At 59.3% G+C, this 13,132-nt stretch carries 9 protein-coding genes and 1 pseudogene; 9 read left to right on the forward strand and 1 reads right to left on the reverse strand.

Annotation, left to right across the window (positions count from 1 at the left end):
- Positions 1 to 104: 104 nt before the first annotated feature.
- Positions 105 to 2,297: a DNA helicase RecQ gene (recQ, locus tag Enr8_RS18915; RefSeq protein WP_146434461.1), complete on the reverse strand. Its 2,193-nt coding sequence runs from the start codon at positions 2,295 to 2,297 to the stop codon at positions 105 to 107.
- Positions 2,298 to 2,862: 565 nt separating this feature from the next.
- Here recQ and Enr8_RS18920 point away from each other — a divergent pair.
- The 9 genes and pseudogenes from Enr8_RS18920 (at position 2,863) to Enr8_RS18960 (ending at position 12,931) form a co-directional block, all read left to right on the forward strand.
- Positions 2,863 to 3,747: a DUF1559 family PulG-like putative transporter gene (locus Enr8_RS18920; protein WP_146434463.1), complete on the forward strand. Its 885-nt coding sequence runs from the start codon at positions 2,863 to 2,865 to the stop codon at positions 3,745 to 3,747.
- Between the two features lie 91 nt (positions 3,748 to 3,838).
- The gene (locus Enr8_RS18925; RefSeq protein WP_146434465.1) at positions 3,839 to 4,231 is read left to right on the forward strand and encodes a carboxypeptidase-like regulatory domain-containing protein; all 393 of its coding nucleotides are present in this window, start codon (positions 3,839 to 3,841) and stop codon (positions 4,229 to 4,231) included.
- Between the two features lie 140 nt (positions 4,232 to 4,371).
- Positions 4,372 to 5,139: pseudogene (locus Enr8_RS18930) on the forward strand (DUF1559 family PulG-like putative transporter).
- 310 nt (positions 5,140 to 5,449) lie between these two features.
- Positions 5,450 to 7,477, forward strand: a complete 2,028-nt coding sequence (locus Enr8_RS26275) for an SGNH/GDSL hydrolase family protein (protein ID WP_246120153.1) — start codon at positions 5,450 to 5,452, stop codon at positions 7,475 to 7,477.
- A gap of 164 nt (positions 7,478 to 7,641) precedes the next feature.
- Positions 7,642 to 8,655: an aspartate-semialdehyde dehydrogenase gene (locus Enr8_RS18940; RefSeq protein WP_146434467.1), complete on the forward strand. Its 1,014-nt coding sequence runs from the start codon at positions 7,642 to 7,644 to the stop codon at positions 8,653 to 8,655.
- 181 nt (positions 8,656 to 8,836) lie between these two features.
- Positions 8,837 to 9,610, forward strand: a complete 774-nt coding sequence (truA, locus tag Enr8_RS18945) for a tRNA pseudouridine(38-40) synthase TruA (protein WP_146434469.1) — start codon at positions 8,837 to 8,839, stop codon at positions 9,608 to 9,610.
- A 17-nt stretch (positions 9,611 to 9,627) separates the two neighbouring features.
- The gene (locus tag Enr8_RS18950) at positions 9,628 to 10,788 is read left to right on the forward strand and encodes a glycosyltransferase family 4 protein (protein WP_146434470.1); all 1,161 of its coding nucleotides are present in this window, start codon (positions 9,628 to 9,630) and stop codon (positions 10,786 to 10,788) included.
- 228 nt (positions 10,789 to 11,016) lie between these two features.
- Positions 11,017 to 11,886, forward strand: coding sequence for a serine/threonine protein kinase (locus Enr8_RS18955; RefSeq protein ID WP_146434472.1), 870 nt, complete (start codon positions 11,017 to 11,019; stop codon positions 11,884 to 11,886).
- 58 nt (positions 11,887 to 11,944) lie between these two features.
- Entirely contained in the window at positions 11,945 to 12,931 is a 987-nt protein-coding gene (locus Enr8_RS18960) for an acetyl-CoA carboxylase carboxyltransferase subunit alpha (protein WP_146434474.1), read from the forward strand.
- Positions 12,932 to 13,132: the final 201 nt, after the last annotated feature.

A 13,132-nucleotide genomic window follows, 5' to 3' on the forward strand; every position in this document is an offset into this window, starting at 1 on the left:
AAAGCATACCGCCCGCGCGCAAGCCGATCGCCGCCAAGCGGTTCGGCGAAAATGCAACCTGGCGGCATTGGAAAAAAAGAAACTTGCTGGCGGCGAAAGCGAGCTTAGCTAGAGCGATTCTGCAGACAGGCCGCTACGATCCGGATTTCTTCGTACGGCACTTCTTCGTTCAGATACTCATAGATCGGACGTAAGGCGCCGGCGCCGCATTGCTCGATCGCCTCTTCGACCCGCCGCGACGTTTCGCCGGTCACCCAGGCAGTCGGATCTTCGAGCTTTTCTTCGCGGATGAACTGTTCTAGATAGCTTTGCACCGTCGACTCGGCCCGGCCGATCACGTTGGCGATCTCGTTGATCGTTTGCCCTTTGGAAAAGAGAACGAAGGCGTCCTTCAGGGCAGGGGACTGGTTCTTCGGCGGTTCGCGCCTTGGCGTGGCGACCACCTCGGTATCGATTGCGTCCACCGTCAGGCTTTCCTGTTGGCAATAGTCGGCGATGTGCTGCGTGAACGCTTCGCCATAGTCCTGGCACTTCTTTTCGCCGACCCCTTTGATCAAACGGAAACGTTCGAGCGTGGAAGGCCGATGCCGGGCCATTTCGCGGAGCGAGCTGTCGCCGAAGACGATGTACGCCGGAATGCCGGCCGCTTCCGCTTTCTCGCGCCGCAAGTTACGCAGCGATTCGAACAGACCGCGATCGACCCCTTCCCAGTCGTCGGCGCGGCGGGCCCGTTTGGGACTTTCGGCCCGATCGGACGCGTCTGGCTTGGTCAACTTTGGCAGCACTTCACCACGCAGCAATTCGCGACCAGCCGGAGTCACCTTCAGCACGTTGTACTCGCCCACTTTCGCTAGAAAACGCTGACCGATCAGCTGTTCGATCCACATCCGCACGCTGCGGAGGCTGTCGTTTCGCAGCAGGCCGTAAGTGCTCAATTGGTCATGTTCCAGCTCCAGCACTCGCTTATCGCGCGAACCGCACAACACCTTGGCGTTGTGATCGGCGCCAAAGCGTTCGCCGGTTCGCAGAATGCAGGACAAGATCTTTTGCCCGAGCACCGTCGCATCCTCGACCAGATCGACCGTGCCGAGACAGACGTCGCACGCTTCGCACTCTTCCGCTTCCAACTCTTGGCCGAAGTAGCTGACCAACATGCGGTGGCGACATTCGGTACCGATGCAGAAATGATCGAGCGCGTCGAGCGACCGCATCGCCGCATCTTGGGCGTTGCCCGGCAGGTCTCCCAGCATCCGTTTCCAAGTGACCAGGTCGCCGCTGGAGTAAAGCATGACGCATTCCGCCTCAAGCCCGTCACGGCCGGCGCGACCACTTTCCTGCTGGTAGCTCTCCAGCGACTTCGGCATGCCGGCGTGCACCACATACCGCACATTCGACTTATCGATCCCCATCCCAAAGGCAACCGTCGCCACGATCACGTCGGTTCGCTCTTGAATGAACGCCTCTTGGTTGGAGGCCCGCTTTTCGTCGCTGAGGCCGGCATGGTAGGGGAGGGCTTTCACGCCAACTTCGTTCAACTGTTCGGCGATCGACTCGACATCGGCGCGGCGAATGCAATAGACGACGCCAGACTCGTTGGGATGCCGCGAGATCACTTCTTGGATCTGGGCGAAGCGATCAGCGCGACGAACGATCCGATAGTTGAGGTTCGGGCGATCGAACGAACCGACCAGCATCTCCGGTTCACTCAAGCCAAGTTGCTGGGCGATGTCTTCGCGAACTCGCTCGGTCGCGGTGGCGGTGTAAGCGTGCACGCCAACGCCGGGGAAGGTCTCTTTCAGCATGTGCATCATGCGATACTCAGGACGGAAGTCATGCCCCCATTCGCTGATGCAGTGCGATTCGTCGATCGCGAAAAAGGAGACGTCGACGCCGGCCAGAAACTCCAGCATCCGTTCGCTTAACAGCCGCTCTGGCGCCAGGTACAAGATCTGAATCGCCCCGCTGCGGATATCGGCCGCAATCTGCCGGCGTTCTTCCGGCGTGTTGGTGCTGTTCAGACAAGCGGCCGGAATACCGCAGGCGGTCAGTGCGTCGACCTGGTCCTTCATCAATGAGATCAGCGGCGAAGCGATCACTGCCAAGCCCGACTTGCAAAGGGCAGGCACCTGGTAGCAAAGCGATTTGCCACCGCCGGTCGGCATGACGACGACCGAGTCGCGATCTTCAAGGACCGCCTCCATCGCTTCAAGCTGCAACGGGCGAAATCCTTCGTAGCCCCAATATTGCCGCATGGTGGCGAGTAGTTGCTCGCGCGTTCCCTGAGAAGTCGTATCCATGCGGCGCCCTGACACCATCCCTAACCAGCTAGCACCCTGCGATTCGTCAAAAAAAGAAACCGCCGGCAGCAGGGAAGAGCCGGCAATTCTTCGTCGTCGAACCAAACAGCGTAATCTTTCCTCGGGGGGCAGGTCAAACCGCTCAGAGCGGCGATTTCCAGGCAGAACGTCAACATCCAGCGCTGCCATGCCGGGTCCCATCTTGAGTCATGTCGCTTTCAGTCAGAACTTGTCTCTAACGGGGGAAACGAACCCCGTCCTGTGGATAAACCCTTCCAGGGAGAGCACCAAGGGAGAACAAGCAACCACTGAATTATCCACAACGAAGCCACAGACTCCATTCGCTCAATATCAATACAAATTTTCATGTTTTCAATCTTTTGCCAACGAAGTCAATGTGCAAAAATAGTCGCTGTCCTTTGTGATTTTTCACAATTGGCGCTCGCCCTCCCCGGACGCCAAGAAATCGCGTGAAGACACCTTTTCCAATAGCCCGCTGGTCGCTTCCCCGCACCGGCGGCGAACTCTACTCTCTCTTTTCTTTGTTCGCACCAAAGGAGTTCTCATGTCACGACGTTATGGATTTACGCTCGTGGAATTGCTGGTGGTGATTGCGATCATCGGCGTCCTTATCGCTCTCTTGCTGCCGGCGGTTCAACAGGCCCGCGAAGCGGCCCGCCGCATGGAATGCACCAACAAGATCAAGCAGTTGGTTCTCGCTTCGCACAATGTGCACGACACCTACGGCACCTTTCCCCCGGCCGGCGGCAAGTCGAATGGTTGGAACGCCACCGTCCAACGCGATGGTCCGTTCAAGGGACTGGCCGGCTCGTTCCTCTTCCATCTGTTGCCGTACATCGAGCAAAACGCCTTGTACGACGGTACGATCGCTGCAGGGGGCAACATGAACAACAGCGTCAATGGCAAGCAGTGCTACAGACACATCATCGAAGCGTATCGCTGCCCGTCGGAACGCAGCCCCGCCGCCGCTACCGGTCTTGGCTATCCGACCGGCCCCGACGGCACCCATGCGATCTCGAACTACGGCGTCAACTACATGCCGTTTTGCGATCGGGCGACCAACAACCAGGAAGGCGCCTCGAACATCGCGATGATGACCGATGGTTTGTCCAACACCGTCTTCTTCGGTGAACGGTACGGACAGTGCGCTTCCGGCAAATCGAGTCTTTGGGCCAACTCGTCCGGTACCTGGGCCCCGCAAATCTGCCGCGGTCGAAACGTCAATAGCGGTACCTGCCCTGTACCGCAGATCACGCCGATCTATACCAGCGCCGGCGATTCGAGCAGCGGCGGCAGTTCGCCTCACCCGGGCGCGATGAACATCGGCTTCGGCGACGGCAGCGTCAGCAACGTGCCTGGCACGATTGATCCAACGATCTGGGCCAATCTGACCAATCCAATCGATGGCAAGGTGATCGGCGACTATTAGGTCTCTGCTGGCGACTCTTCTAATTTGTGCGAACTCGCTGCGGCCAGACGTCTGGCCGCAGCGCTTTTCCAGGTATAGGAGCGATGGAACGATGAAATTCAAATTTGCAGCATCATTGGCGTGCGTCGCGCTGGTCGCGGTGACCGTGATCGGCTGCGGCAAGACGAAAACCTTCAGCGGATCAGTCTCGATGGATGGCGCGCCGCTGGCCAGCGCCGGCGTTCAGCTGATTCCTGAAGGGGGAGGGAAGGGGGTCCACTTCTCGACGACCGACGAGCAGGGCAACTTCACCATCGTTGAAGAGAGCGCCAATCCGCTTTCCGCCGGCGAGTACGTCGTTGTTGTCGACAAGGCGCCGACCGAGATGGGCGGCAAAAGCGTTGTCGCCGACATCTACCGCGACCAGAAAAAGACGCCCCTGAAAATGACGATCTCCGATGGCAGCACGAAGTTGCCGCCGATTGAACTAAGCGCGCATCCATAACCTTCCCCACAAGGAGTTGATCATGAACCGACGCTCCAGTTTTTTCGCTAGTCGAACTATTGGTGGTCATCGCAATTATCGGCGTATCGATCGCGCTGTTGCTGCCGGCGGTGCAGCAAGCCCGCGAAGCGGCTCGCCGGATGGAGCGCACCAACAAGATCAAACAACTTGTGCTCGCCTCCCACAATGTGCACGATACGTACGGCATCTTCCCGCCGGCCGAGGGCAAGTCAGGCTCGCATGACGCGCGAGTCGAGCGGCAGGGGCCATTCAAGGATCTGGCCGGCTCGTTCTTCTTTCACCTGTTGCCCTACATTGAGCAAAACGCCCTGTACGACGGCGCCGTCGCCGCCGCCGGCAATATGAACAGCACCTTCAATAGCTGACGGGTGAATAACTACATTATCGAAGCGTATCGCTGTCCTTCGGAACGGAGCCCAGCGGCCGTCACTGGCTACGGTTATCCGACCGGCCCCGACGGCACCCATGCGATCTCGAACTACGGCGTCAACTACATGCCGTTTTGCGACCGGGCGACCAACAACCAGGAAGGCGCCTCGAACATCGCCATGATGACCGACGGTTTGTCCAACACCGTCTTCTTCGGTGAACGGTACGGACAGTGCACTTCCAGCAAATTGAGTCTCTGGGCCAACTCGTCCGGTACCTGGGCCCCGCAAATTTGCCGCGGCCGCAACGTCAACAGCGGCACTTGTCCTTTACCGCAAATCACGCCGCTTTACACCAGCGCTGGCGACTCCAGCAGCGGTGGCAGTTCGCCGTACCCCGGCGCGATGAACATCGGCTTCGGCGACGGTAGCGTCAGCAATGTCCCCGGCACGATTGATCTGACGATCTGGGCCAACCTGACCAATCCGATCGACGGCAATGTGATCGGCGATTACTAGCTACGGCGAGATATTTAGCTGCCTGTTGAGAAAATCAACGGACTGTTAGAACCGCTCGCGATCACTGAAATCATAACGGCGGTCGTTGGCGGGGTTCGAAATCGATCCCCGCCAGCCTAGGTGAGCTATTCCTCCGTTATTTAGGCCCAGCCGCCACAAAAAGGCAGGGCAGGGGGAAGCAGGGAATAAGTCGGCGGCCATCAGACGATCGCTCTATCAGACCATTGATTGCGACTCCACGCAGGGTCGACCATAATAGAAGGTCTGACGCTCTGTCCCGCCCCCCAATTCCCCCCTGAAAACCTCCGCCATGATTCGATCCGCACTTTGTTTTGCCGCGCTACTATTGTTCGTCGGAACTGCGACCGCCGCATCTCCGCAGTTCCCCGGCCAAAAAAGCCAATACCAAGGTTTCGACCGCTTTGACTTTCCGGTCGACGGCAAGCAGGTAACCGTCGTCGCGCCCAAAGCGGCGGCGCCCGGCAATCCTTGGCTGTGGCATGGCGAGTTCTTCGGACACAAGACCGAGCCCGACGTGATGCTGCTCAAGCGTGGATTCCATGTCGTCTATATGCACGTGCCGAACATGCTCGGTTCGCCAACCGCCGTCGCCCACTGGAACGCCCTGTACAAGGAACTGACCGAGAAGTATGGCCTGGCCAAAAAGCCAGCGCTAACCGGATTGAGCCGTGGCGGACTGTACGCTTACAACTGGGCCGCCGCCAATCCTGACAAGGTTGCCTGCATTTATGGCGACGCCCCGGTTTGCGACATCAAAAGCTGGCCCGGCGGCAAAGGGAATGGGCAGGGGAGCGCCGGCGAGTGGAAGCGGGCGATCGAAGTCTATGGTTTCGCCGACGAAGCGGAAGCGCTCGCCTACGATCAAAACCCGATCGACAAGCTGGCCCCGCTCGCCAAGGCTGGCGTGCCGCTACTGCATGTTTATGGCGACGCCGATCGAGTCGTCCCCTGGGACGAAAACACCGGCGTCATCGCCGAGCGCTACAAGAAGCTAGGGGGCGACATCCAGCTGATCGCCAAACCGGGCGTCGACCATCATCCCCATGGCCTGGAAGATCCAACGCCGATCGTCGACTTCATCGCCAAACACGCGTCGGTCGAGCCGACCTACCAGCCGCAGCCAGCCCAGCGGATCGTCTCACGCGACGGTCTCGGTAATGTGCTGAAAAAGCTCAACGCCGGCGAGCCGGTCACGATCGGCTACCTGGGCGGATCGATCACGGCCGCCAATGGCTGGCGCGTAAAGACCCGCGAGTGGTTTGCCGAACAATTTCCCAAGGCCGAGGTGAAAGAAATCCACGCGGCGATCGGCGGCACCGGCAGCGACCTGGGGGTCTTCCGCGTGCAACAAGATGCACTGCAGTACAAACCCGATCTGCTGTTCGTCGAGTTCTCGGTCAATGACGGCGGCGCCGCGCCGGAGCGAATCTGGAAAGCGATGGAAGGGATCGTTCGTCAAACGTGGCAAGCGAACCCCGAGACCGACATCTGCTTCGTCTATACCTTCAAGGTTGGCTACGAAGAGCCGACTCGCGAAGGGCTCTGCTCGCGAGCCGCGGGTTCAATGGAGATGCTGGCCGAGCATTACGGCATTCCGTCGGTCAACTTCTGCCCAGAAGTGGTCAAGCGAGAAGGGGAGGGGACTCTCATCTTCAAGTCAGCCAAAGAAACTGCCGACGGAGTGATCCGCTTTTCGTCGGATGGCGTTCATCCGCTCGACGCCGGACATGAACTGTATGCGGCCGACGTCGCCGCCGCGGTTGAGCAGATGAAAGAGCTGCCGCCAGTCGATCACGCTGCGAAGCTGGCGACTCCCTTTGTCGCCGACAACTGGGAATCGGCGAAGATGATTCCGCTTGCCCCGTCGATGTTGAAGGGAAACTGGGAGAAGCTGCCGGAGACCAACTCCCTGCAGCGGAGCTTCGGCAAACGTCTGGGACAAATCTGGCATGCCAGCGAGCCGGGCAGCGAACTGACCTTCAAGTTCCGCGGATCGCTGGTGCAGCTGTACGACCTGGTTGGCCCCAACGGCGGACAAGTCAGCATCACCATCGACGGTCAGACCCGCGACAAGCTGCTTCCGCGGTTCGACAGATACTGCACTTACCATCGACTGTCGCTGCTCAAGATTGCGGCCGATCTCGATCCGAACGAAGTTCACACCGTGACGATCAAACTGGACGCCGAGCAGCCCGACCGCCAACCGGTCGCCGACCGCCTGAAGGATCCCGAAACCGAGCTGAAATCGCCGAAATACACCGGAACCAACCTCTGGATTGGCCAGATTCAGCTGCCGGGGGATCTCGTTACGGAGTAGGGGGATACGGCAATTCTTAGCCCCCTCCGGTCCGCCCAGGTTCGGTCTGTGAACCCTGGGCAGGATTGAACTGTCAGTTGAAAACCCGCTATAATGCGGGTTTGTCCTGGCCGCTCGTGCCGCGGCAGGGACCAAAACGAACTATTTCGCCACAGGAGTTGAGGGTGTACGAGAACATCGGAATCGTTGGGGCCACCGGGGCCGTCGGTAGTATCATTCGCCAGTTACTGGAAGAACGAAACTTTCCTTACAAGACGATCACGTTTCTCGCATCCAAACGTTCGGCAGGCACGACGCTGACGTTCAAAGGCGAAGAACACACCGTCGTCGAACTTACGCCCGAGGCGTTTGACAATCTCGACCTGGTCATCGGCAGCACCCCGGACGAAACCGCCAAGGATTTCGCGCCGTGGGCGACCGAGCGGGGCTGCGTCGTCATCGACGAAAGCGGTTACTGGCGGATGGATCCCTCGGTGCCGCTGATCGTGCCGGAAGTGAACCCGGAAGCGATCAAGGATCACAAGGGGCTGATCTCGAGCCCCAACTGCTCGACCACGCAGATGGTCGTCGCCATGAAGCCGTTGCATGAAGCGGCCAAGATTCGCCGCGTCGTCGTCTCGACTTATCAGGCGACCAGCGGAGCAGGGGTTGCCGGTCAAGCCGAACTGGTCGACAGTTCGCGAGCCTCGCTCGACGGTCAAGAATACGAGCGCAAAGCGTTCGCCCACCCGATCGCCTTCAACCTGATCCCGCAGATCGGCAGCTTGAAGCACGAAGGGTACACCTCCGAAGAAATAAAGATGGTCTACGAGACCCGCAAGATCTTCGGCGACGAGTCGCTCCAGGTTTGCCCGACCTGCGTTCGCGTACCGGTCACCAACTGCCACAGCGAAAGCATCCTGGTCGAAACCGAGAAACCGCTTTCGGCCGAAGAAGCGACGCAGTTGTTCCGCGACTTCCCCGGCATCACGGTGATCGACGACCTGGCCAACGGTCAGTACCCGATGCCGCTAAGCTGCAGTGGCGAAGACGACGTCTACATCGGCCGCATCCGCAAAGACCTGTCGTGCGAAAACGGCATCACCTTCTGGTGCGTTAGCGACAACCTCCGCAAAGGCGCCGCGACCAACGCCGTGCAAATCGCGGAACTGCTGGTCAACTCGGCCGCCGCGGTTTAAGTGGCCAGTCGTTCGCAAAACACGACGCTAGCCCGCAGCGCAAGCGAGGGGAAACGGCGGCAAGAATGTCTGGTATTTAATGACCAATGTCTAATGCTCGGACATTCGTCATTGCCGCCAGGCCGCATTTCCTCGCTCGCGCAGCGGGCTAGTGTTTTGCGCTTCCGCAGGGGAGCCGCACATGTCTGAGCGAACGATCCAACTCATCGTCTCTTACGACGGAACCAACTACGCCGGTTGGCAGATTCAGAACGACCAGCCGACGATTCAGGAGTCGATTGAAAAAGCGCTACTCTCGATTACCGGTGAGAAGATTCGCGTCACCGGCAGCGGACGCACCGACTCGGGCGTGCACGCGATCGGCCAGGTCGTCAGCTTCAAGACGCAGTCGCAACTCTCGGCCGACGTGTTGCGACGGGCGCTCAACGCCGAGTTGCCGGCTGATATCGTCGTCCGCAGTTCGCGTAACGCGGCGTCCCATTTCAACGCCATCGACTGCGCGACCAAAAAGCGATATCGCTATCTACTGCAGGAAGGGCGGATCAACGACGTCTTCTCGCGGCAGTACGCTTGGTTCGTGAAGAAAGAGCTCGACTTGCCGGCGATGCAGGCCGCCGCCCAGCACCTGATTGGCGAGCATGACTTCGCCAGTTTTGAAGCGGCCGGATCCGAGCGGCTTTCGACCGTGCGCCACGTCTACGATCTGCAGGTCGCCAAGAGCGAGCGGCACGAGTTCGACAAGCTGGCGATCGAGGTCGAAGCGAACGGTTTCTTGTACAACATGGTCCGCATCATCGTCGGTACGCTGGTCGAAGTGGGCAAGGGGAAGCGCCCGCCGGAGTGGGTCGCCGAAGTCCTGGCCGCCAAAGACCGCACCATCGGCGGGATGACGGCGCCGGCGCATGGGCTATACTTGCTGCGCGTCGATTATCCTGAAAGTTGTTGGCTCGATTAACGAAAGCGACCGGTTCTATGCGCATCGCGCACGTCATTACGCGCATGATCGTCGGCGGCGCGCAAGAGAATACGCTCTACAACTGCCAAGATCTGATCCGCGACTTCGGCGACGACGTTCTACTGATCACCGGTCCGTCGCCGGGCCGCGAAGGCACGCTGCTCGATCGAACCAATCACCAGGTTCCGGTTGCCCTGGCGCCACACTTGGTTCGCAACATCTATCCGTGGCATGACGTCCGCGGCTATTACGAACTCAAAAAGATCCTCCGCGATTTTCGCCCTGACGTTGTTCATACGCACAGTGCGAAAGGGGGCATGCTCGGTCGCCTTGCCGCAACGTCGCTGCGCGTGCCGGCGGTCATTCATACGGTTCATGGCGCGCCCTTTCATCCCTACCAATCAGCGGCGGCCCGCAAGTTCTTCATCGCCTGCGAGCGATACGCCGCCAAGCGGTGCGACAAGATGATCTGCGTCGCCGACGCCATGACCGACCTGATGGTCGACGCTCAGGTTGCGCCGCGGGAAAAGTTCACCACGATCTACAGCGGGATGGAAGTCGAGCCATTTCTGCAGTCAGGCGACTGGCGCAACGAAATGCGACAGAAGCTGGGCTACAGCGAAGAGCATGTCGTCATCGGCAAGATCGCCCGGCTGTTTCATCTGAAAGGGCACGAGTTTGTCCTGGCCGCCGCCAAGCGAGTGATCGAGGCTGTTCCGAACGTCCGCTTTCTCTGGATCGGCGACGGGCTGCTTCATGACAAGTACGTCGAAGAGATTAGCGCCGCCGGCCTGACCGACCACTTCCAGTTGGCCGGGCTCGTTCCGCCGACCGACATCCCGAAGTACTGCGGGGCGATGGATATCCTGGTCCACGCCAGTCTGCGGGAAGGGTTGGCCCGGGCACTGCCGCAGGCGCTCCTCTCGGGCAAACCGGCAGTCAGTTTTGACGTCGACGGGGCCCGCGAAGTGGTCGTCACTGGCGAAACCGGCGAGCTGATCCCCCCCAAAGATGTTGATCAACTGGCCGACGCGCTAATCCGGCTGGCCAGCGACGCCGCCTTGCGACAACGCCTGGGAGAAGAGGGGCGCCGCCGCGCCGCCCAGGTTTTTCCCCATCGGCACATGACCGCCGAGATTCGCAAGACCTACGAGCAGGTCCTGGCCGATAAGTCCTAAAGGCTTTTCCGCTAACGACTTGTCTTTTTCTTGTCGCGAAGGCCGCACCCTGGCTCGCTCTTTTGAATTTGTAGCGATTAGGGTAGAATTGACGGACTTATCGAGTGGAGCGCGGCCCGTAGCGCTTCTCCCTGGGAACACAGAAGAATCGTCGGCCCCGTCGACGTCAGGTGACTGCGAGTGGCTACGTCAGGCCGAAACTACATTGGTTCGTATCGCTTGGTGCGAATGCTACGCGCGAGTCAGACATGTCAGGTCTGGGAAGCGATCAACGACTTGGATCGTCGCCGCGTGGCGCTGAAGGCGCTGCACGACAAGTTCTGCCGCGACAAAGAGCAGATCCAAGCGCTGAAGCACGAGTACGACGTCGGCCATCATTTTGACCATCCGCTGGTCATTCATATCTACGAATACAACATCCACCGCAACATTCCGTATATCACCATGGAATGCGGCATCTCACGCAACATGAAAATGGCGCTGCGTGAGGATGGCGAAAACCTCGCCTATTGGACTCCCAAGATCATCTCCGATGCGGCCAAAGGGCTCGGCTACATTCATAAGCTGGGCTGGATCCATCGCGACGTAAAGCCAGACAACTTCCTGCTCGACTACGAAGGAAACGTCAAGCTGATCGACTTCTCAATTGCCGAGAAGAAACGGAGCGGCTTGTCAAAGTGGTTCGGCGGCTCCAAGGTGCAAGGCACCCGCAGCTACATGTCGCCCGAGCAGATCAAAGGCGAAGCGCTCGATGGTCGCGCCGACTTGTACAGCTTCGGCTGCTCGATCTTTGAACTGATGAGCGGCAAGTTGCCCTACACCGCGACCAGCGCCGATCACCTGCTCGACAAACATATCCGCGGTCCGATTCCCACGCTGCTGGCCGCCAACCCCAACGTCACCGACGAGTTCTCAACGCTGGTTGCCCGGATGATGGCGAAGAAAAAAGAGGACCGTCCCGACGACATGGATACGTTGTTGCGTCTTTTTCAAACGACCAAGATCTATAAGATCCCGCCGAAAAAGCCGCCGGCTTTAGCCGAACAAGATCGCAAAGCGCTGGAAGAGATTCCTCCGGTCGAAGAAGAAACCAAATAACGGAGACGCCGCCGCGTTTTCCCGAAATCACGCAATCCTACGGGAGTGAACTCCACGAATGGCCGCCAGAATTTACCTCGGTTTTGAAGAGCCGATCGAACGCCTCGAAAAGCAACTGCACGACCTCGAAGCGAGAAAAGACGACAGCGCCGAAACGCAAGAAGAGATTCGTTCGCTGAAGCGCGAGATCGCCGACAAGACGAAGTCGATCTACGAGAACCTCTCGGCCTGGCAAACCGTCGAAGTCGCTCGTCACCAACAACGCCCGCAATCGGCCGACTACTTGAACCTGGTGTTCGATGAGTTCGTCGAGTTGCATGGCGATCGCAAGTTTGGCGACGACCGCGCGCTGCGAACCGGCTTCGCCAAACTCGACGCGTTCAAGGTGATGTTCATGGGTCACTTCAAGGGTCGCAACTTGAAGGAACGGAGCGAGTGCTACTTCGGTTGCGCTCACCCCGAAGGCTACCGCAAAGCGATCACCAAGATGCAGATGGCCGAGAAGTACCAGATCCCGGTCATCTCGTTCATCGACACCCCTGGCGCCTACCCCGGCGTCGGCGCCGAAGAACGCGGTCAGGCGATGGCCGTGGCCGACGCGATGTTCGCCATGTCGCGGCTTCGCACCCCGGTGATCTGCGTCGTGATCGGCGAAGGCGGCTCTGGCGGCGCCCTGGGTATTGGCGTCGGCGATCGCGTGGCGATGCTGCAGCACTCCTACTACTCCGTCATTTCGCCCGAAGGCTGTGCCGGCATTCTTTGGAAGAGCCACCAATTTAAAGAGAAAGCGGCCGACGCCCTTCGCTTCACTTCCAAGTACCTGCCGCAGTTCGGCGTGGTTGACGACGTGATTGAAGAACCGCTCGGCGGCGCCCATCGCGATCACCGTCAGATGGCGGCTCGCTTGAAGATGTACCTGCTGAAGACCCTCAAAGAACTGAACGGCACCGAACCCGACGCCCTGGTCCAGCAGCGCTACGACAAGTTCCGCAAGATGGGCGAATTCCTGGAACGAGAATCGGCCGAAGCGGAAGCGACCGCCTAATCAGGCATGCTTTCCCCATGCGACCAAATGCAGGGTCCGGTTTGATCGATTCAGACCGGGCCCTTTTTTTATCTGGCCATTTGGCAGAACCGCTGGGCCTTCTGCAGCCGGCAGACTCACGACTGCATTTCCGCCCCCTACCTCCACCTCCCAGGCGAAATTTCTTACGAAACAACCCAACTCACCGCAGGCAATTTGATC

Source organism: Blastopirellula retiformator, from assembly GCF_007859755.1.
GTDB lineage: Bacteria > Planctomycetota > Planctomycetia > Pirellulales > Pirellulaceae > Blastopirellula > Blastopirellula retiformator.